Genomic DNA, 21,722 nt, shown 5'->3' with positions numbered 1-21,722 from the left:
ACTATTTCACCGCCTTGGCTTTTAACCGCCATCACCGCTTATCTGAAAATTAATATCTAATCTGACACAATTGCCCGCGATTATTTGGGCATCTCCAACTTGCTTGGACATGAACCGGCAATGACTGCCGCCTGGCTTCCGGGTTCCCCGATGTAAAGAGAATAGTTGATGTGCACTCGGCTGGCGCGCCTGATGGCTGCCCGCGGGAGGAGTAGTGTATGAAAGGCCCGGAACGCCATGTTGATTGACAAGATTCTTTCCCGCTTCAGGATCAAGACGAAAGTCCTGATCTTCGTTCTGCCCTTCGTTGTGACCATTTCGGCGGTGGGCCTGACGGGCCTTTATGCTTCCGGACTTCTGCAGGGCCGCATGGAAATCTCCAACAGCGTGCTGCAGTCGCTGAGCGGGTTCAAGGATCTCTACGGTTCGATGGACGACTTCCTGCGCATCACCAGTCAGCAGGCGCGCGACAAGCTGCTCACCGATCTGAAGACCCAGCAGGGCGTGCTCGACCAGACGTTGAACCAGGTGGGCGAACAGGCTGCCGGCCGCGACAGCCTTGCCGAAGCCTCGAGCCGCACCAAGGACATTTCAGGCGTCGTCGACAAGCTCTGGGCGCTGCATGAGCAGGAGCTCGCGCTGCAAGAGCAGATCGACGCGGCGCAGAAGAGCCTGATCAGCACCCGCTTCACCGTCTCCTACCAGGCCGAGGAATTGCAGACCGCGCTGCAGCGCGACGAGAGTGCAGCAACCGTCACCCTTCGCACCGCCGACCGCCTGCTGAAGGGCGGCGATTTCCTCGGTACCGTCGCCAGCGGCTTTAGCAAGCCGCAGACGCCGCAGGACAAGATCGCCTTCATCAACGAACAGATGCCGGAGATCGTCAAGGCCCAGCGCCTGATCGCCATTTCGGTTCCGACCAATCAGAAAAACGTCATCGACGCCCTGGCGGCGACCATCGACAGCATCAAGGCGATCGCCCAGATGCCCGCGCCGACCGACGAGAACGTCGCCGAACTCGGCCGTCTCGTGTCCCGCTTCCGCCAGACCTCGACCTATACGCAGCTGACCGCGACGCAGAAAATGCGCGAGGCGACCCAGCGGTTCGCCGAGCTCGAAGGCCGCATCGCCCAGACCAACTCCGTCCTGCAGGATACGCGTCGTCTGGAAAATTCCGTCTATGCGCTGCAGATCGTGCTGTCCGACTTCCTCTCCAATTCGAGCAAGGACAACCTCGTGCGCCTGCAGCAGCAGGCCGGCACGCTCGGCAAGGACATGCAGGTGCTGACCACGAGCGCCAAGGGCATGGGCTTTGCCGAAGGCATTTCCGGCGCGATCCAGCCGGCCCTCGACGCCATTTCCGGCGGTGGCTCGAAGATCGTCGATACGATCGGTGAACGCGTCACGGCCTATGCCGCCGCCCGCCAGGAACTCGACCAGATCTGGACGAAGCTGACCGATTTCGCCGAGCTGCAGAAACAGACGGCCGGCACCGAGCGCACCCAGGCAAACAGCATCTCGGTGCTCACCACCGGTCTCGGCATCCTGCTGTCGATCCTCGGCGGCATCGCCCTGGTGCTGACGCTGCAGCGTCCGATCAGCCAGATCACGGCCGCCATGCGCCGCATCGCCGAAGGGTCGCTGGATACCAGCATTTCAGGCGAGCAGCGCTACGACGAAATCGGCGACATGGCCCGCGCCCTCGGCATCTTCAAGGAAAATGCCATCTCGAAGATCCGCATCGAGGAGCAGAGCGACGAGGAAAGGGCCGCCGCCGAACACGAGCGCCAGCGCAACGACGCCGAAAAGCGCGAGATGGACCGGCAGATCGAATTTGCGGTCAATGCGCTCGCCGCCGGACTTGAGCGCATGTCGCAGGGCGATATTTCAACGACGATCGAAACGCCCTTCATCGGCCGTCTCGAACAGCTGCGTCAGGATTTCAACGGCTCGATGCTGCGCCTGCAGGCGACGATGAGCCAGATCCGCGACAATGTCGAACTGATCCAGGGCAACGGCAACCAGATGGCCCAGTCGGCCGAGGATCTGTCGAAGCGCACCGAACAGCAGGCCGCCTCGCTCGAAGAGACGGCGGCTGCCGTCGACCAGATCACCGTCACGGTCCGCTCGTCGGCCGAACGCGCCAAGGATGCCGACCAGATCGTTCGTCAGGCTAAGCGCAGCGCAGACGATTCCGCCGTCGTCGTCAACAACGCGATCGACGCAATGGGCCGCATCGAGGGTGCCGCGCGCCAGATCGAGCAGATCATCGGCGTCATCGACGAGATCGCCTTCCAGACCAATTTGCTGGCGCTCAACGCCGGCATCGAGGCGGCGCGCGCCGGTGAAGCCGGCAAGGGTTTCGCCGTCGTTGCCATGGAAGTCCGCGAACTCGCCCAGCGCTCCGCCGCCGCGGCGCAGGAGATCAAGGGACTGATCAACAAGTCGACCAACGAGGTCAGCTCCGGCTCGCAATTCGTGCAGGAGACCGGCACGGTGCTCGCCAAGATCAGCGCCCAGATCGTCACGATCAGCCAGCATGTCGAGATGATCGCCCGCGCCAGCCACGACCAGTCCAACGCGCTGCAGAGCGTCAACTCGACCGTCAACCAGATGGACCAGATGACGCAGAAGAATGCCGCCATGGTCGAGGAGACGACCGCCGCCAGCCGCGAACTGGCCGACGAGGCCGATGCGCTGCGCCGCCTCATTCAGCAGTTCAAGATTGACGGCGGGGTGGGCGAAGCGCCGGTCTACCGCGCCGCCTGATCTGCGCTTGATTTCCATTGTTTCGACGGCTCCGGTTTTCCGGGGCCGTTTGTGTATTGATAGACGCGATCGGCCGCCTTGGCAGGCCGATCGAAATGTCCGAAAACAGGGCGATTGATTTATCCCGGCCAATTCAGATTTACGGAAAATTTCCCTTAACGCTTTTCCTCTAATTTAGCCCTTGTTGTGTCGCCGGGGGTTTTGATGCCGCGCCTTTTCTCTACATCCATCGTCCGCCAGATCGTTGCCATTACGCTGTTTCTGCTGGCGATCAGCACAGCGGCCATTGTCGGCGTGACCTATTACAATCTCAGCCGCCACGTGATGGATGGCGCCGTCTCCGACGCCAGGGACGCCGCCCGCGCCATGGCTGTCCTCTACGGCGCGGCCGATCAGGCGGCCAAGGTCGAGGTGAAGGACAACAAGCTCTCTGCCGTCACCGAAGAGGCCATTCCGGCCCTTGCCGATCATTCGCTGGTCGACCGCACCGCACAGTCGATTGGCGGTGTTGCGACCATCTTCCAGAAGCAGGGCAGCGACTACGTCCGCATATCCACCAACGTCAAGAAGGAAAATGGCGACCGCGCCGTCGGCACCAAGCTTGCAGCCGAGCACCCGGCCCAGTCGGTCCTGGCGCGGGGCGAAGCCTATTTCGGCCCGGCCCAACTGTTCGGCCGCGAATTTATGACCGGCTACTTCCCGATCAAGAACGCATCGAACGCCAATGTCGGCATTCTCTTCATCGGCATTCCGATGGAGCTCTATTATCAGCGCATGAATGAGCTGCTGATCCTGGTTCTCGGCATCGGCGCCGTCGTCATGCTGCTCGTCGGCGTTCTCGCCTTCTATGCGATCCGCCAGTCGGTGAAGCCTTTGCAGGCGCTGACCGCCAGCGTCCACTCGATCTCATCGGGCGATCTCGACGAGGCAATCCCCTGTCTTGAGAAGAAAAACGAGTTCGGCGAGATCGGCCGCGCCCTCTCGCTCTTCCGCGACAGCGCCCGCGCCCGCCGCGACCTGGAAACCGAGGCGGCCGAACAGCGCGCCTTGAGCGATGCCGAACGCGCCAGGAACGATGCCGACAAGCGCTCGCTCGACAGCCAGATCGACTTTGCCGTCAATCAGCTTGCGGCCGGCCTCGGCCGCCTGTCCCAAGGTGATGTGTCCCAAACGATCGGCACACCTTTCGTCGGCCGGCTGGAGCAACTGCGCGTCGATTTCAATGCCTCGCTGCTGCGGCTGCAGGACACGCTCTCCGGCATCCGCGACAGCGCCTCGACAATCCAGCGCAACAGCGGTGCCGTCTCGGCTTCCGCCGACGAACTTTCGAAACGCACCGAAGCGCAGGCGGCAAATCTCGAGGAGACCGCCGCCGCAGTCGAAGAGATCACCGTCACGGTTCGCTCTTCCGCCGAGCGTGCCCGTGAAGCCAACAGCGTCGTCGCCGCCACCAAGAAGACCGCCGACAATTCCGGCACCGTCGTCGGCGATGCCGTCGCTGCCATGGAACGCATCGAAGAGGCCTCGCAGCGGATCGAACAGATCACCGAGGTGATCGACGATATCGCCTTCCAGACCAATCTTCTGGCGCTCAATGCCGGCATCGAGGCGGCGCGCGCCGGCGAGGCGGGCAAGGGTTTTGCCGTCGTCGCCCAGGAGGTCCGCGAACTCGCCCAGCGTTCGGCTGATGCGGCGCGCGAGATCAAGGCGCTGATCGAGACGTCGAGCCGGGAAGTGACGGCCGGCTCCGAACTGGTCCAGAAGACCGGCAGCGTTCTTGCCTCGATCAGCCAGGAAATCATTGCGATCAGCGGCCATGTCGAGACCATCGCCACCGCCAGCCGCGATCAGTCGGCGGCGCTGCAGGAGGTCAACGGCTCGGTCAACGCCATGGACCAGATGACCCAGAAGAACGCTTCGATGGTTGCCGAGACGACGCAGGCAAGCCGCCTGCTTGCCGGCGAAGCCGATACGCTGATGGCACTGATCGAGCGTTTCCGCATCGGCGCAGAACCGGCGGCCGCTCACCTCGGCGCAAGGAAAGTTGCCTGAGGAGCACGGCCCTGACGGCCGCAGGACTGCGCCGCAACGCTGCGGCGTTTTCCGTTTGCTGCGATCCGCCTTAAAATGAGGTCGATCGAAGTCAGCCAGGCGGCGAAGCGAATGATGCTGCTGTCTCCGAACTCGGCATAGAACCGCTCTTCATCCGCCTTTGAGCCGCTTGGCTTGCAGGAATGCCGGTATCCGTGGACGCCGGCGATGGTGATCATGTCGAACATGGCGATGTCCTTCCGTTAGACATCACTTTATCTAGGCGTCAAAATCCTCTTCATAAACAGGGAAAATCCCGCTATGTTTTTCATTAATGAAAAACGCGAATTGGGATTCCTATCAGCTTTTCCTGCAAGTCGCCCGGCTCGGCGGCCTGACGGGAGCAAGCGCTGCCAGCGGGCTCAGCCCCGCCACGGTCGGTCGGCGCATGCTCGATCTCGAGCAGGAGGTCGGCCGCGCCTTGTTTTCGCGCAGCCAGACCGGTTATCGCCTGACGCAGGATGGCCAGGCGCTGCTCGATCATCTTCAGGAAATGGAAGCCGCCGCCCGCAAGGTGGAAGCCTGGCGCCAATCCGGTGAGGGCGGCACGACCGTCAGGATCACCGCCGGCACCTGGCTCGCCTGGCTGCTGACGGAGAATTTCGCCGCAATCCGCATGCCGGGCGATGCATTCGCCATTGCGCTCTCCATCGGCGAGGCGCGGGCGAGCCTAGCCTATCGCGAGAGCGATATCGGCATTCGCGCCTTTGAGCCGGAAGAGGGCAATCTTGCCGCCCGCCAGCTCGGGGAGGTGGCCTACGCCGTCTATAGCAGACGCAACGCCGCCGAGACCGACGAGCGCTGGATCGCCGTCGGCGAGGAGGAGGCGATATCAGCCTATCTCCGCTGGCCGCACGCCCATGCCGCATCCGGGATCGTCGCCACCGTAAACCGGCCGCGTTCGCTGCCGGATCTGGTGCGCGCCGGCGCCGGCAAGACCGTGCTTCCTTGCTTCGTCGGCGATCTCCACCCGGAATTGCAGCGCCAGGGCGGCGAATTGCCGGAATTGCGCCACCGCCAATGGATCGTCATGAATGCCGAGGACCGTCATCGCCCCGAAATCCGCATGGTCGCCGACCGCATGACCAAGCTCATCCGAAGTTATGCCGATCTCTTCGCCGGAAAACGGCCGAGCCGCGGCTGAGGCGCCCGCACATTCGTCGAATGCGCGGGCGCTCTGGTCGATCGTCGGGGCCGCATCGGCCGTCCCGGTCAATGCCGGTTGGTGACGACGACCGGAATGAGCAGGTCGCCCCAATTGCCGTCGCCGCCGTGATGACGGGCCGAGCGCACCAGCTCGACCGAGACGCCGGCCTCGACCGCTTTCATGACCGACTGGTTCAGCCGGTGCAGGTCATTGGCGAGCATGCGGATCGTCGTCTGCTGATCCTCGCTCATGCTGGACGTCTGCTCTTCGGCCCGTTCCCGGACGCGTGAAATGGATGCCATGGTTCTGTCCTCCTGTTCGGGTTATTCGGCAGCCGGTTTGAACTGCGCATGTTCGGTTGAATCGTGCATCGCGGTGGTCGATGACCGGCCGCCGGTGATGGCGAGCGACACGGCGTCGAAATAGCCGGTGCCGACCTCCCGCTGATGTTTGGTGGCGGTATAGCCGTAGTCCTCGGCGGCGAATTCCGCCTCCTGCAGTTCGGAATAGGCCGACATCTGCCGCTGGCGGTAGCCGCGCGCCAGTTCGTACATGCCGTAGTTCAGCTGGTGGAAGCCGGCGAGCGTGATGAACTGGAACTTGTAGCCCATCGCCCCGAGTTCGCGCTGGAACTTGGCGATCGTCGCCTCGTCGAGGTTCTTCTTCCAGTTGAACGAAGGCGAGCAATTATAGGCAAGCAGCTTGCCGGGATGGACCTTGTGCACGCCCTCGGCAAAACGGCGCGCCTGCTCGAGGTCCGGCTTGGACGTTTCGCACCAGATCAGATCGCAATGCGGCGCATAGGCGACGGCCCGGGCGATGCACGGCTCGATGCCGTTCCTGACCTGGTAGAAGCCCTCGACCGTTCGCCCGGCATCGTAATCGACGAAAGGCCGGTCGCGCTCGTCGATGTCGGAGGTCAGCAGCTTTGCCGCTTCCGCGTCGGTGCGGGCAATCACCAGCGTCGCCACGCCCATGACGTCGGCGGCAAGCCGTGCGGCGTCGAGATTGCGGATATGGGCGGCCGTCGGGATCAGCACCTTGCCGCCGAGATGGCCGCATTTCTTTTCCGAGGCGAGCTGGTCCTCGAAATGGACGCCGGCAGCACCCGCCTCTATATAGGCCTTCATGACCTCGAAGGCGTTGAGCGGTCCGCCGAAACCGGCTTCCGCATCGGCGACGATCGGCGCGAACCAGGTCTCGACGGAAAGCCCGTTGCCTTCTGATGTCTCGATCTGATCGGCGCGCTGCAGCGTGCGGTTGATGCGCTTGGCTAGCTCCGGCCCGGCATTGGCGGGGTAGAGCGACTGATCGGGATACATCGCCGATGCCGTATTGGCGTCGGCCGCCACCTGCCAGCCGGAGAGATAGATCGCCTTCAATCCGGCGCGCACCATCTGCATGGCCTGGTTGCCGGAAAGCGCGCCGAGCGCATTGACGAAATCTTCCTGGCGCAGCATCCGCCACAACCGGTCCGCCCCCATTTCGGCCAGCGTGTGGGTCAGCGCCACCGAGCCTCTGAGCCGCTGCACGTCGGCGGCCGAATAGGGCCTTTCGATGCCGTCGAAGCGGCTCGCCGGTGCATTGGGAACGAGTTTGTAAAAATCGGTCATGCTAATCTCCTCACTAAAAACCGATATCAGGGGTGTTGATGACAGGATTGACAATATCGCGCGGAATGGCCAGAAGAACCTTTGATTTCCTGGCCGAAAAGAGGTTAAGATGACGAGGATTGACAGAGTGGCGCTGTGAATTTGTAAAATTTGTAAACGTTGGCGCCGCTTCTCTGTCAAGGGGTGTGACAATGGCGGAACGGAAGATATTCGCTGGCCCGAAATTGCGGCGCATCCGCAATGCGCTGGCGCTGACGCAGACCGCCATGGCCGAGGCGCTCGAAATATCACCCTCTTACCTCAATCTGATCGAGCGCAACCAGCGGCCGTTGACGGTGCAGCTGCTCTTGAAGCTTGCGGCCGTCTACAGGGTCGATCTGGAGGAGTTGCGCGGCCAGACCGGCGGCAGCCTCGGCCAGCTCAAGGAGGTCTTCGCCGATCCGCTGCTTGCAGGCGAATTGCCTGGCGACCAGGAACTGGTGGAAGTGGCCGAGGCCGCCCCCAATGCCGCGGCCGGGATGATCAAGCTCTATCGCGCCTATCGCGAACAGGCCGCCCGGCTGTCGGACCTGACGGCGCTGATGGCGGCCGAAGGGCATGCACCCGTCGCCGCCGGCCGGTTGCCGCTCGACGAGCTACGCGAGGCGCTGGAGCGCAGATCGGCCTATTTCGGCCGGATCGAGACGGCGGCGGAAGCCTTTGCCGCGACGCTTCCCGGCGGCACCGATCTTGCCGCCGGGCTGAAGGACTGGCTGCGCGCCGAGCGCGGCATTGCGGTGCGCGTCCTGCCGGTGCACGTCATGCCGGATCTGCGTCGCCGTTTCGATCGGCATTCGATGCGGCTGTTCATTTCCGAGCGGCTGTCGCCGGCCGACCGTGCGCATGAGATCGCTATCGAGGCGGCCAACCTCGCTTTGCTGCCGGCGATCGATGCCGAGCTCGACGAGCTCTCGCTCTCCTCCGCCGAGGCGCGCCGCATCGCCCGGTTCGAACTGGCCCGCATCGCGGCCCTGGCGCTCGCCATGCCCTATGAGGCCTTCCTGGCGGCGGCGAAAACGACGCGCTACGATATCGACATTCTGCGCGCCCGCTTCGGCGTCTCTTTCGGCCATGCCGCGACGCGTCTGACCATGCTGCAGCGGCCGGGGGCGGCGGCCGTTCCCTTCTTCATGATGGAGATCGATGCCGCCGGCCACCGGCTGCGGCGAGGCGGCGCCCAGGGCTTTCCGCAGGCCCGTTTCGGCGGCGGCTGTCCGAAGCTCAATATCCACGCCGCCTTCCTGCAGCCGGGCCAGATTCTTGCCGAGACGGTCATCATGCCGGACGGCGCATCCTTCCTGACGGTTGCCCGCACGCTCGAGGGGCCGAGCGTCGAATTTGGCGAAAGGGTGAGGCGCACGGCGATCCTGATCGGCTGTGACGCCGCCCTTGCCGACGGCCTGGCCTACGGGCAGATGACGGCGGTCGATCCGGTCGCCATCGGCCCGGCCTGTCGCCTCTGCGAGCGGCGCGGCTGCCTTTCCCGCGCCGAGCCGCCGGTCACGAGGCCGCTCGGGCTCGACGAGATGGTGGCGGGGCTCAGCGCCTTCGACTTCCAGTGATTGTGAAATCGTTGAGAGCGCAGTTTTTGCGCTTGTGGGCTTAGAAATTCCTTTTTAGTCTGCGGGCAAACCAGAGGGAAAAGACGTCCGGGGATGCGGACGCTTTGAACAAACAGGAGAAGTCATGTCAACCATCGCAAGTGTGACGGCCGCCGCCATCGCCGCGCTCTTTGCCGCCGCTCCGGCCTTTGCCCAGGAGCGCGTGGTCAATGTCTACAACTGGTCGGATTATATCGACGACAGCATCCTGACCGACTTCACCAAGGAAACAGGCATCAAGGTCGTCTACGACACCTTCGATTCGAACGAGACCGTCGAAACCAAGCTGCTTGCCGGCGGCACCGGTTATGACGTCGTCGTTCCCACCGCCGACTTCCTGCAGCGCCAGATCCAGGCCGGCGTCTTCCAGAAGCTCGACAAGTCGAAGCTGCCGAACCTGTCCAACATGTGGGACGTGATCCAGCAGCGCACCGCTGCATACGATCCGGGCAATGAATATGCCGTCGATTACATGTGGGGGACCGACGGTATCGGCTACAACGTCAAGAAGGTCGCTGAAATCCTGGGTCCCGATGCCAAGCCCGGCCTTGAAGTGATCTTCGATCCGAAGGTCGCCGAAAAGTTCAAGGACTGCGGCATCTACGTGCTCGACACGCCGAAGGACGTCATGACCACGGCGCTGCGCTATCTCGGCCTCGATCCGAACTCCACCAAGGCGGAGGATTTCAAGAAGGTCGAGGAACTGCTGACGGCGGTCCGCCCCTATATCCGCAAGTTCCATTCGTCCGAATATATCAACGCCCTTGCCAACGGCGATATCTGCATCGCCTTCGGCTATTCCGGCGACATGCTGCAGGCCCGCGATCGCGCCGCCGAAGCCAAGAACGGCGTCGAGGTCAACTACTCGATCCCCGCGCAGGGCGCCCAGATGTGGTTCGACATGATGGCGATCCCCGCCGATGCCAAGCATGTAGCCGAAGCCCATGAGTTCCTGAACTACATGATGAGGCCCGAGGTCATCGCCAAGGCGAGCGACCACACCTTCTATGCGAACGGCAACAAGGCCTCGCAGCAGTTCGTCAGCAAGGAAGTTCTGGAAGATCCGGCTATCTATCCGACCGAAGAGGTGATGAAGAACCTGTTCACGGTAAAGCCGTGGGACCCAAAGACCCAGCGGACCGCGACGCGGATCTGGACGAAGGTCGTTACCGGCCAGTAAGTCAATGCCAGGCCCGGACGGAAACGTCCGGGCCTTTCAATTGGCGGCCTAGAACAGGATGATTTTTGGGCCGGTCGGCCCAAAATCTGAATCCTGTTCTAAATTGAAGAGTTAGAGCATGATGTCGTCCGAAAACCGCTCACACTTTTCGGCATCATGCTCTAGGCGGAGGCCGGCCGAATACGCATATTTTTCGGGGAATAATATGAAATCCTTAGGCAATATCCGCCGCGCTTTCGCGCCCTGGACCGATCCGTCCGCAAAACCTTTCATTGCCTTCAAGAATGTCACCAAGCGCTTCGGCGATTTTACCGCCGTCAACGACCTGTCGCTGAACATCTATCACCGCGAGTTCTTCGCGCTGCTCGGCGCGTCCGGCTGCGGCAAGTCGACGCTCCTGCGCATGCTCGCCGGCTTCGAGCAGCCGACATCCGGCGAAATCGTTCTCGATGGCACCGACCTCGCCGGCACGCCACCCTATAGGCGGCCGGTCAACATGATGTTCCAGTCCTACGCGCTTTTCCCGCACATGACCGTCGAGAAGAACATCGCCTTCGGCCTGAAGCAGGACGGCATGCCGAAGGACGAAATGGCCGAGCGCGTCGCGCAGATGCTGAAGCTCGTCAAGCTCGAGCAATTTGCCTCCCGCAAGCCGAACCAGCTCTCCGGCGGCCAGCGTCAGCGCGTGGCGCTCGCCCGTTCGCTCGCCAAGCGCCCGAAAGTGCTGCTGCTCGACGAACCGCTCGGCGCGCTCGACAAGAAGCTGCGCGAGGAAACCCAGTTCGAGCTGATGGACCTGCAGCAAAGCCTCGGCCTCACCTTCGTCGTCGTCACCCACGACCAGGAAGAGGCGATGACTATGGCCGACCGCATCGCCGTCATGAGCCACGGCAAGGTCGTGCAGGTGGCGACACCGGCCGAAATCTACGAGGCGCCGAATTCCCGCTTCGTGGCGGATTTCATCGGCGACGTGAACATCTTCGACGGCAAGGTGACGACATCGGGGAGCGGCGCAACCGAGATCGCCGTCGACAGCGGTTTCACCATCCGCATCGCCGCCGCAGGTGCCCCGGCGATCGGCAGCACGGCCGGTTTTGCCATCCGCCCTGAGAAGATCCGCGTCAGCCGCGCGGCACCCGCGAACGCCGCGGTCAATGCGGCCAAGGGCGAGATCTGGGATATCGGCTATCTCGGCGACATGACGGTCTTCCACATCAAGCTGCCGAGCGGCAAATTCGTCAGAGCCTCTTCCCTCAACGCGCAGCGCTCCGTCGAAGACCCCTTCACCTATGATCAGGACGTCTGGGTCTCTTTCGATGAAGACGGCGGCGTGTTGCTGAAGGATTGAGATCATGGGAACGCTGGCATCACGCTTCTATAACCGCCTCGTCATCGCCATTCCCTATGCCTGGCTGCTGCTCTTCTTTCTGGCGCCATTCTTCATCGTCTTCCGCATCTCGCTGTCGACGACGGCGATCGCCATACCGCCCTATGAGCCGGTCTTCTCTTTTGCCGATGGCTGGAGCGGTTTCTGGAGCAAGATCGCGACCTTCTCCTTCGACAACTACGGCTATCTCACCGACGATCCTCTCTACTTCAATGCTTATCTGTCGAGCGTCACCATCGCCGGTATCTCGACCCTGCTGATGTTGCTGATCGCCTATCCGATCGCCTATGGCATGGCGCAGGCGCCGCGCACCATCCGCCCGACGCTGCTGATGCTCGTCATCCTGCCATTCTGGACGAGCTTCCTGATCCGCGTTTACTCCTGGATTGCCATCCTGAAGCCCGAGGGATTGCTGAACCAGCTCCTAATGTCGCTGCATATCATCGACACGCCGCTGATCATTCTCAACACCCCGACGGCGGTCTATATCGGTATCGTCTATTCCTACCTGCCCTTCATGGTGCTGCCGCTCTATTCGTCGCTCGAAAAGATGGACGGTACGCTGATCGAGGCGGCCCAGGATCTCGGCTGCACGCCGATCCGAGCGTTCTGGCGCGTCACTTTCCCGCTGTCGATCCCAGGCGTGGTGGCCGGCTGCATGCTGGTCTTCATCCCCGCCGTCGGCGAATTCGTCATCCCCGATCTTCTCGGCGGATCGCAGACGCTGATGATCGGCAAGACGCTGTGGAACGAGTTCAATGCCAATCGCGACTGGCCGGTCTCCTCGGCGGTCGCAACCATCCTGCTCATGATCCTGGTGATCCCGATCGTCTTCTTTCAGAATGCACAGGCTAAAGCCGAAGAGCGGGGGAGATAGACCATGCTGCGGTGGACCCGTTTCAACGTCATCTCCGTCGTGCTCGGCTTTGCCTTCCTCTATCTGCCGATCGTGCTGCTGGTGATCTTTTCCTTCAACGAGTCGAAGCTCGTTACCGTCTGGGGCGGCTTCTCCACCAAATGGTACGTCTCGCTGCTGTCGAACCAGGCCCTGCTCGATGCCGCCTGGGTGACGATCCGCGTCGGTCTGCTGTCGGCCACCTTCGCCACCGTGCTCGGCACGATGGCGGCGCTGACGCTGGTGCGTTACACCCGCTTTCGCGGCCGCATGCTTTTCTCGGGCATGGTCTATGCGCCGCTCGTCATGCCCGAGGTCATCACCGGCCTGTCGCTGCTGCTGCTTTTCGTGGCGATCGGCTTCGACCGCGGCTTCTGGACGATCACGCTGGCGCATACGACGCTGACCATGTGCTTCGTCGCCGTCGTCGTGCAATCACGGCTTCTAAGCTTCGACCAGTCAATTGAGGAAGCGGCGCAGGATCTGGGGGCGCCGCCGGTGCGCACCTTCTTCGAAATTACCCTGCCGATCATCTCGCCGGCCGTGTTTTCGGGGTGGATCCTGGCGTTCACTCTGTCGCTGGATGACCTGGTGATCGCAAGCTTCACCTCAGGCCCGGGCGCAACGACGCTGCCGATGAAGATCTACAGCCAGGTGCGCCTCGGCGTGACGCCGGAGATCAATGCGGTCTGCACCATCCTGATCGGCATCGTCGCGATCGGCGTCATCTGCGCCTCGATCATCACCAAGCGCCGCGAAATCCAGCGTGATCGGGACGAGCGCGCCGCCACCGCCGGGGCCTGATTTACTGCGCGTGAGGTGTATTGCCGAAAAGCGGCACCGGCGAAATGACAGGATTTGGCCATGAGCCGCCGATGAAGAACGGCAGAAGCGGCAGTTCGGCCGCCTTGGCCGGATCGGTTGCCTCCAGTGAGCCGGAAAGCGCCAGCCCGTTCGACTGGTAGGTGATGACGCCGGAAAGTGTCAGCGTCTGTGCAGGTCCGGCGATATGGGCGTCGTGGATCTCGGCCGAACCATTGGCGAAATCGGCCTGAAGATCCAGCCGACTGAAGGCGAAGGCGCCGTTCGCCGCCGCGCTGAGCGGAAAGAACGGCTTTTCGGCGGCCTGGCTCCGCAGGGCTGTGGCGTCGATGCCGGGGATTATGCCCTCCTTCGTCCAGAAGTGCAGCCTGCCGGTGACGTCGGCAAGGCCGGTCGTCCAGATCGCTTTTGGCGACTGCAGGTCGAGATCGAGCGATCCCGTCGCAAGCGGCAGCGGCCCTTTGAGCTGCAGGCGCTCGGCAAGAGCGGCGAAGTCGGCGTCGCGGATCGACAGCTGCAGTTTGCCGCCGCCGTCGAAATCACGCTGCGTCGCCTCCAGATGCGCGGTCAGCTCGCCGCCTTCGTAGGCGCTGTCGCCGATATCGAATTTCGCCTCGCCGCCGGTCACGATCATGCTGGCGCCGACATCGGAAAGCTCGAAGAGGCCCATCTGCGCGCGGCGCGCCGAAAGCCTAACGTCGATGTCAAGCAGTTGCAGCGGTTCCCGCATGCCTTTCGAGATTTCCTCTGCCTCGCCGGCGGCGAGCCTGAGCGCGAAGGCATCGAGGAAAGGTTTGAGGTTCATTTGGTCGAAGGCAAGCGTGCCGCCGATCTTCGGCCGTCTGCCGGGCACGGTCGAAAGATCCATCACGCCGGTCGCGGTTGCTTCGTTCAGCGACAGGCTGAGATCGTTGAAGCGCAGCCCGCTGCCCGACGACATAATGTCGGATTCCAGCGATGCGCTCTTCAGCGTCCCGATGCCGGGGATCGATTTGCCCGACCATGTGAGAAGCGCCGGCACATCGGGAATGCTGGCGGCGATATTGCCGGAAACGGCCGAAAGGCGAGCGATGCTGGCGATTCCCTGGAAACGTGCCGTCAGCAGGTTTGACGTCAGCGATGTCCGCGTCTCGGCGCTCTTACCGGCAAAAACGAGCAGCGGCTGGCGCGAGGCGAAATCGACCTTCAGGTCCTCGCCGTTGATGCGGGCGATGACGACGGCCGAGATCGCGCCTGAGAGCCGCGGCCAGGCGATGTCGGCCGTGACGCTGTCGAAATTGTAGGTCTTGGCGCTCCCGATGTCGGTGACGGCAAGCGTGCCGTCCTCGACGGTCACCGCGCCGATCTCGGCATCGAGAGTCGGATCGAGCACCTCGGCTCCGTTTTCGTAGCGTACGCCGCTGATCGCACGGGCGAGCAGGCCGGCATAACTCCAGTCGATCAGGCCTTTTTCGTCACGCGTCAGCGCGAGGTTGGGGCGCAGCAGATGGAATTCGTGGAAACTCGTCCGGCCTCTCAGCGCATCGATGAGGCTGAAATCGGCCGACAGGCTTTCGATGCTGCCGAGCAGCTTGTCGCCGCTTTCTCGCGGCTGGCGGATCGTAACCTCGTTCAGCGTGATGCGTGGCGTCGGCCAGAATTCGAGAACCGGATTGCCTTCGATCTCGGCCTGATAGCCCGTCCATTTCGACAGCGCGTCCTCGATGCCGGAGCGCACGAAACCGGTCGTGATGAGATAGGGCGCGGCGACCCTCAGCGCCACGAAAAGCCCAAGCGCGATCAGCAGCAGCACGGTCGAAACACGCGCGAAGGCCGGCAGCCAGCGCGAAACGGGTCCGATCTTCCTGCGCCACCTGCGATGTCTTGACGTACCCATGATCTCCGCCGGTCATTCAGCCGGTTAAGCCGTTAAGCGCTGATTTCGCCGGATATAGGAAATATCGGGCAGATGCAAATCCCTCCAGCGCCGCGTGTGCGTGGGTATTTTGAATCGACGCTGAGATCGGTTGCGCTTTCCGCCCTGTTCCCGGACGTCGGATGCTCTCGGGTTCCACCCTTTATAATGCAATGCAGCATGATATAAAGGCGAGATTGGGGAGGAGGATTGAATGCAGGATAACAGACCACTTTGGGTGCCATCGGACGACGCCGTCGCAAAAAGCCCGATCCATGCCTTCATGGCGCGCTGCAATGCCGACTTCGGGTTGTCGCTTTCAGGCTTTGAGGACCTGCATGCATGGTCAGTCGCCGAGCGGGAGAAATTCTGGTCGACCGTCTGGGATTTCTGCGGCGTGAAGGGAAAACGTGGCGCCGAAGTGCTGACCGACGGCGACAGCATGCTGGGCGCCCGCTTCTTTCCCGACGCGACGCTGAACTTCGCCGAAAACCTGCTGCCCGGCCGCGGCGAGGGCGACGCCATCCTCTTCCGCGGCGAGGATAAGGTCGAGGATCGCTGGTCGTGGGATCGGCTGCGGGCGCTGGTCTCGAGGCTGCAGCAGGCCTTCAAGGCGCAGGGTATCGGCGAAGGCGACCGGATCGCCGCCATGATGCCGAACATGCCGGAGACCGTCGCCGCCATGCTGGCCGCCGCCTCGATCGGCGCCATATGGTCGTCCTGCTCCCCCGATTTCGGCGAACAGGGCGTGCTCGACCGTTTCGGCCAGATCGGCCCGAAGCTGTTCATCGCCTGCGACGCCTATTGGTATTCCGGTAAGCTGCAGGATGTCGGCGCCAAGGTCGCCGCGGTGGCGAAAAGCCTGGGCGTCCCGACGATCGTCGTCCACTATGCCGGCGATGCCGAGGCGGTGGCGAGCAAGGCGCCAGCCGCTTCGACGCTGGAAGCCTTCATTGCGCCCTATGAGGCGAGCGAGATCGAATTCACCCAACTCGCCTTCGCCCATCCGCTCTACATCCTCTTTTCGTCAGGCACGACGGGCGTGCCGAAATGCATCGTCCATTCGGCCGGCGGCACGCTGTTGCAGCACCTGAAGGAGCAGCGGCTGCATTGCGGCCTCGAGGCCGGCGAGAAGCTCTTCTACTTCACCACCTGCGGCTGGATGATGTGGAACTGGCTGGTCAGCGGTCTTGCCAGCCGCGCCACGCTCTGCCTGTTCGACGGATCGCCGTTTGCGCCCGACGGCAATGTGCTGTTCGACTATGCCGAGGCCGAGAAATTCGCAATCTTCGGCACCTCGGCGAAATATATCGATGCGGTGCGCAAAAGCGGGCTGACGCCGCGCCAAAGCCACGATCTCTCCAGCCTACGGCTGATAACCTCGACCGGCTCGCCGCTGTCGCCCGAAGGATTCACCTTCGTCTATAAGGGGATCAAGGCAGATGTGCAGCTCGCCTCGATCTCCGGCGGCACCGATATCGTCTCCTGTTTCGTGCTCGGCAATCCGCTGCAGCCGGTCTGGCGCGGCGAGATCCAGGGGCCGGGCCTCGGCCTTGCCGTCGACGTCTGGAACGATGACGGCAAGCCGGTGCGCGGCGAGAAGGGCGAACTCGTCTGCACCAAGGCTTTCCCGTCGATGCCGGTGATGTTCTGGAACGATCCCGACGGCGCCAAATATCGCGCCGCCTATTTCGACCGGTTCGACAATGTCTGGTGCCACGGCGATTTCGCCGAATGGACCGAGCATGGCGGCCTGATCATCCACGGCCGCTCGGATGCGACGCTCAATCCCGGCGGCGTGCGCATCGGCACGGCCGAAATCTATAATCAGGTCGAGCAGATGGAAGAGGTGGCCGAGGCGCTGTGCATCGGCCAGGAATGGGAGGACGACGTGCGCGTCATCCTTTTCGTTCGCCTGGCAGCGGGCGTGACGCTGTCCGAGGATCTGGTCAAGGCGATCAAGACACGAATACGCACCGGCGCCTCGCCGCGCCACGTGCCGGCCAAGGTCATCGCGGTTGCCGATATTCCCCGCACCAAGTCAGGCAAGATCGTGGAGCTTGCGGTGCGCGAAGTTGTTCACAACAGGCCGGTGAAGAACCAGGAGGCGCTCGCTAATCCCGAGGCGCTGCAGCTCTTTGCTAATTTGAGCGAACTGAAGGGCTGATAAGGAATCGTAAACCACAAGCTTTCACCATTCAGCAATCCGCTGTCATGGAAACCTTTCGTTAAGAAAGGTTAGGCAAAGGTTGGAGCAACTTGGGGGCCGCACATGAACGAGGCGGCCTTGAGCCTTCCGGCTTACGAAACATGACGTTGATCGACTGAGCTCTTGTTGAACAGCACCAAATTCAAGGCAGCCTCTGGCTGCCTTTTTTTACGCCAGAGATTAAGGATCAGCCGGCCAGCACGCGTTGCGACGGGAAGGTGATCTCAACCAGTGTGCCTTCGTTCGGCGCCGAATTGATCGAGAATGTCGCCCGGTTGGCATCGACCATCGCCTTGGTCAGCGGCAGGCCGAGCCCGGTGCCGTCGCCGCGATGGCGCGACTGGGTCGAGGAGACCTGCCGGAACGGTTTCATCGCATGGTCGAGTTCGGCGCGCGTCATGCCTATGCCGGTATCGCGGACCCGCAACACCACGCTGCCATTCGCCTCGTAGGAGGTGGAGACGACGATCTGCCCGCCCGACGGGGTAAAGCGGATGGCGTTCGACAGGATGTTGAGCGCGATCTGCTTGATCGAGCGCAGATCGGCCACGACATCGGGCACCGCATGCGACAGCGCCGTGCGTATGATGACACGCTGGCCATTCGCCTGCGGCTGGACCAGCGCCACCGCCTCCGAGACCGCCTCGTTGAGGCCGACGGCGGCAAAATCGAGATCCATCTCGCCGGCCTCGATCTTCGAAATGTCGAGCAGGTCGTTGACGATGTCGAGGACGTGCCGGCCGGAGCGGCCGATATCGTTGGCATATTCGATATAACGGGGATGGCCGATCGGACCGAAGCGCTCGCCGGCCATCATATCGGAAAAGCCGATAATGGCGTTGAGCGGCGTGCGGATTTCGTGGCTGACGCGGGCAAGGAAATCGGTCTTGTGGGCGTTTGCGGTTTCGGCCGCCCCCTTGGCGTTGCGCAGCTCCTCCTCGGTGCGCTTCCATTGGGTGATATCGCGGATGACGGCACAATAGCCATTCGAGGAGGTGAGCCGGCCCATCGTCATGAACAGCGGCACGAAGCCGCCGGCGGCCTCGCGGCCGATCACCTCGCGCCCGTCGTTCAAGACGCTGGCGACGCCATGGCCGGAGAGGCCGTTCAGATAGTCGAGAACCGCTTTCTGGCTCTCATGGGCAAACAGCATGACGAAGGGTTTGCCGCGCGTCTCCTGTTCGTCATAATTGAAAAGCGCGCTGGCCGACCGGTTCATCGAGCGGATATCGCCCTCCGTGCCGATGACGACGACGCCGTCGGTCGCCGTTTCCAGGATCGAGCGCAATTCCTCTACTTCGACCTGAAGCTTGGCCACCTTCTCGACCATCCGCTCCGGGCGGGCTTCGGACCGGCCGGCGTCAGCGCGGGCGTCTTCCTTGCCTTCCACCGGCATCAGCGCCAGCATCAGGGCGTTGGCATCTTCCCAGCGCACCGATTGCAGCCGCGCGGTGACCGGCGTCAGCGTGTCGTCGGCCTTGACCAGCATCATGGTGCCGGAGCCCGTGGCATACTCCTCGAGTTCGCGGCGCTGCAGCAGCGCTTCGATGCCACCCACGTCGCGTAGCGCATCGAGGGACGAATAGCCCGTCAGCCGCATGAATTCGGGGTTGGCATGCATCAGCGCGTCGCCGACATGGATGAGCACCGCGACAGGCAGCTGGTCGACCGTTCCGGCCGAAAGCCCGTCGGTCATCTTGACCCGCGGCGGAATAAAGCTCGTGAGAACCTCGATCTGGCTCACTGTCTCCTCGAGCCCTTCCGTCACCTCGTCCTCTTCTATGGCGGCGGGCTCTTCAGTCTCTTCTTGCAGCGCCTCTGCCGCGTTCTCGAAGATCGCTTCCTGCGGCGCCGGCTCCTCGGCCGAAGCGGTGTCGGCCGTATCGGCGAGCGGCGTTTCGTCCTTGAAAGTTTCCGGTTCCAAGCTCTCTTCGAAAGCCGCCGTTTCCGTGGTGCCGGCATCGCTCGGCGCTGGAGCGGCCGGATCTTCGTTGCGGGCGCCGAATGCTTCCAGGCGCTTGGCGATCTCGCGGAAATTCGCCTGTTCGGCGGCTGTCAGCGCGGCGCCCGTGCTGTGAAGCTGAACGACCTTGTCGGTGAAACGGCGATTGGGTGTTTCGACGATGCGAAGCGCCGGCGGTTCGTCTGCAGCATCCTCCCGGACGGGTGTCTCGACGCTCGTCCCTTCGCCGGTCACCGCTTCCGGGACCGTCTCTTCGGCCTGCGGCACGACTGCTGCCCTCGTCTCAAGCCGGTTCTCGTCCGCCACGGGCGGTTCCGCCATGGCCTCCTCGGACGTGACTTCCTTGTCAGGCGCCGGTTCGGCGACAGGCTCGGTGATCGGGCCGAGGCTTGCCGCATCATGGCCGACGCCATCCGGGCCGAGCGTCAGGCCAAGCGCCAGCGGATCCTCCTGTGCGTCGGAGAGCCTGACGACGCCGAAGCCGCGGAAACCGTCGAAGTCGCGGTTGCGGGTATAGGTCGGCAGTGCCGCGAGATCGACCGGAACGACGAGGCTGGTGCCTTCGACCGGCCAGAGGATCGTCTTGCCCGACCATGTGTCGCGGCGCGCGAGCGCCTCGGATAGCTTGCCGTCCGGATCCAAGTTGAAAAGCGCGGCGATGTCACTGAAGGCGGAGCCGATGATGGCGGATGCATGCGGACCGACGGCCTCGGCAAATTCGTGGCTGACCTCGCTGAACCGGCCTTCCGCATCGATCTTCCAGACGAAGCGCGTGGCGCGGCTGTTCGGCCGGAAGACGAAGCCGGGCTCCGGTGCAAGCGCCGGGGCAGGGGACGTGTCGGAAATCGCGGGCGCGGCAGCGGCCGGCGCTTCATTGGCCATGGCCGGCGTCTCTTCGAGGGGCGTCTGGCCGGCTTCGGCCGGTTCTGCCGTCCCGTTCGTTTCCGCGGTCGCGTCAGCCGAATGGACCGAACCGTCGTCGACGAGCGCGGCAGGCGCGTCCGCCTCATCCGCACTGCTGTCGATTACGCCGTCGTTGTTATCAGGCGCCGCGTCTTCACCCCGGTGCATCTGCGCGGTCGTTTCGTCGGCGGATGCGGCGGCCGCCTCTGCCGGCTGTTCGCTTTCGACGGCGATCTCTTCGAGGGTCTCCTCGACCTCTTCGATATCCGACACCGCGTCGACGATCTCGGTAAAGCCGGTTGCTGCGACCGGCTCTTCCGGGGGGAGTTCGGCCGGCGGCGCGCTTGCTTCCCCTGCGGGCGCGTTAGCCGCCTGCGGCGGTGCATCAACAGCGTCAAGCACGGGTGCATCAACTGGATCGAGCCCGGTCGCATCGACCGCGTCGAGATGACCGATCGCGGTCTCCACGGCAAACAGCAGATTGAGCGGCGGTTCGTCGCTAAGCTTGCCGACCGCGGCCGGGAGATAACCCCGGCCGGTGGCAACCGGGCGTTTCACCAATCGGTCGGGATGGGCGCCGGCAAGATTGATCAGGGTCTTGGCGGTCTCGCCGGAGATGGCAAGCGAGGCAAAGCCCGGCGAGGCGGCGATGACCTCGCCATTTGCGCCGATGACGGCCATATGCGTGTCGGGATCGTCGAGCCCCTGCAGCATCTGGGCGGCCGAGGCGTCCGATGCAAGCGGCCTTGCCGAGACCGGCACCGAAAACAAAATGGCCTTTTCACCCTGGGAAAGCCGGATCAGTTCTGCCGCCGCCTGCACCTGCGCGCGTTGGAAGCCTTTGGCGACGCGGATCATCAGGCTGCGCTGGTCGCCGATATCGGCGAGCTGGCGCGCTGCCGTCTCCAACTGGCGGAAGGTGATGTCGGTACGGTCGACGCCCTGATCGAGCAGATCATAGACCGCCGAATGGCCGAAAAGCTCCGCACCCGCACCGTTAGCCCAGAGCAGGCGGCCAAGATCGGCCGAAAACAGCACCATGGCTTCGCCGCGTGAAAAGCGTTCCCGCACCCGCGCATGCACGGCGATATCGATGAACGGATATTGGACTGCGGGCATGATCGAACCTTGTCGCTGTCGGCCTTCTAAATTAACGGCTTATTAATAACTGCAGGTCGCATGCCGGTCCAGAACAGCAGGGTAGTTTCG

Annotated in this window: 14 protein-coding genes; 9 read left to right on the top strand and 5 right to left on the bottom strand. The window is 63.0% G+C overall.

Annotated features, from left to right (window positions below; all coding sequences use genetic code 11):
* Positions 1 to 237 precede the first annotated feature (237 nt).
* Entirely contained in the window at positions 238 to 2,769 is a 2,532-nt protein-coding gene (locus tag A7X77_RS00470; RefSeq protein ID WP_064681092.1) for a methyl-accepting chemotaxis protein, read from the top strand.
* 204 nt (positions 2,770 to 2,973) lie between these two features.
* Positions 2,974 to 4,821: a methyl-accepting chemotaxis protein gene (locus tag A7X77_RS00465; protein WP_064681091.1), complete on the top strand. Its 1,848-nt coding sequence runs from the start codon at positions 2,974 to 2,976 to the stop codon at positions 4,819 to 4,821.
* Here A7X77_RS00465 and A7X77_RS00460 read toward each other — a convergent pair.
* Positions 4,794 to 5,048 carry a hypothetical protein gene (locus tag A7X77_RS00460; RefSeq protein WP_064681090.1) on the bottom strand — a complete coding sequence of 85 codons (255 nt, stop codon included), beginning with the start codon at positions 5,046 to 5,048 and terminating at the stop codon, positions 4,794 to 4,796. The two genes, A7X77_RS00465 and A7X77_RS00460, sit on opposite strands and share 28 nt — an antisense overlap.
* Positions 5,049 to 5,134: 86 nt before the next feature.
* Between A7X77_RS00460 and A7X77_RS00455 the strand changes: the two genes are divergently transcribed.
* Positions 5,135 to 6,004 (top strand): LysR family transcriptional regulator, encoded by an 870-nt coding sequence (locus A7X77_RS00455; RefSeq protein ID WP_064681089.1) that lies wholly within the window; start codon positions 5,135 to 5,137, stop codon positions 6,002 to 6,004.
* A 68-nt stretch (positions 6,005 to 6,072) separates the two neighbouring features.
* Here the strand turns inward: A7X77_RS00455 and A7X77_RS00450 are convergent, their stop codons facing one another.
* Complete coding sequence (locus A7X77_RS00450) at positions 6,073 to 6,309, bottom strand: SMc00767 family acetate metabolism repressor (protein ID WP_039617955.1); 237 nt, start codon at positions 6,307 to 6,309, stop codon at positions 6,073 to 6,075.
* Between the two features lie 21 nt (positions 6,310 to 6,330).
* Positions 6,331 to 7,620, bottom strand: coding sequence for an isocitrate lyase (gene aceA / locus A7X77_RS00445; RefSeq protein ID WP_064681088.1), 1,290 nt, complete (start codon positions 7,618 to 7,620; stop codon positions 6,331 to 6,333).
* Positions 7,621 to 7,811: 191 nt separating this feature from the next.
* Between aceA and A7X77_RS00440 the strand changes: the two genes are divergently transcribed.
* From A7X77_RS00440 to A7X77_RS00420, 5 genes are all read left to right on the top strand, one after another.
* Complete coding sequence (locus tag A7X77_RS00440; RefSeq protein ID WP_064681087.1) at positions 7,812 to 9,221, top strand: helix-turn-helix domain-containing protein; 1,410 nt, start codon at positions 7,812 to 7,814, stop codon at positions 9,219 to 9,221.
* A 124-nt stretch (positions 9,222 to 9,345) separates the two neighbouring features.
* Positions 9,346 to 10,440 (top strand): polyamine ABC transporter substrate-binding protein, encoded by a 1,095-nt coding sequence (locus A7X77_RS00435; RefSeq protein ID WP_064681086.1) that lies wholly within the window; start codon positions 9,346 to 9,348, stop codon positions 10,438 to 10,440.
* Positions 10,441 to 10,645: 205 nt separating this feature from the next.
* Positions 10,646 to 11,788 (top strand): ABC transporter ATP-binding protein, encoded by a 1,143-nt coding sequence (locus tag A7X77_RS00430; protein WP_064681085.1) that lies wholly within the window; start codon positions 10,646 to 10,648, stop codon positions 11,786 to 11,788.
* Positions 11,789 to 11,792: 4 nt separating this feature from the next.
* Positions 11,793 to 12,704 (top strand): ABC transporter permease subunit, encoded by a 912-nt coding sequence (locus A7X77_RS00425; protein WP_064681084.1) that lies wholly within the window; start codon positions 11,793 to 11,795, stop codon positions 12,702 to 12,704.
* 3 nt (positions 12,705 to 12,707) lie between these two features.
* Complete coding sequence (locus A7X77_RS00420) at positions 12,708 to 13,526, top strand: ABC transporter permease (RefSeq protein WP_064681083.1); 819 nt, start codon at positions 12,708 to 12,710, stop codon at positions 13,524 to 13,526.
* A gap of 1 nt (position 13,527) precedes the next feature.
* On the opposite strand, the gene A7X77_RS00415 is transcribed toward A7X77_RS00420, so the two are convergent.
* Positions 13,528 to 15,420, bottom strand: a complete 1,893-nt coding sequence (locus tag A7X77_RS00415) for an AsmA family protein (RefSeq protein WP_064681082.1) — start codon at positions 15,418 to 15,420, stop codon at positions 13,528 to 13,530.
* Between the two features lie 232 nt (positions 15,421 to 15,652).
* On the opposite strand from A7X77_RS00415, the gene A7X77_RS00410 reads away from it, so the two are divergent.
* Positions 15,653 to 17,605 carry an acetoacetate--CoA ligase gene (locus A7X77_RS00410; RefSeq protein WP_064681081.1) on the top strand — a complete coding sequence of 651 codons (1,953 nt, stop codon included), beginning with the start codon at positions 15,653 to 15,655 and terminating at the stop codon, positions 17,603 to 17,605.
* A 229-nt stretch (positions 17,606 to 17,834) separates the two neighbouring features.
* Here A7X77_RS00410 and A7X77_RS00405 read toward each other — a convergent pair whose 3' ends face one another.
* Positions 17,835 to 21,632, bottom strand: a complete 3,798-nt coding sequence (locus A7X77_RS00405) for an ATP-binding protein (protein WP_064681080.1) — start codon at positions 21,630 to 21,632, stop codon at positions 17,835 to 17,837.
* Positions 21,633 to 21,722: the final 90 nt, after the last annotated feature.

It is taken from the genome of Rhizobium bangladeshense (genome assembly GCF_001662075.1).
Classification (GTDB): Bacteria; Pseudomonadota; Alphaproteobacteria; order Rhizobiales; family Rhizobiaceae; genus Rhizobium; species Rhizobium bangladeshense_B.
Note: the sequence above shows the minus strand (reverse complement) of the source record. Positions and strands in the feature narration are given on the sequence as shown.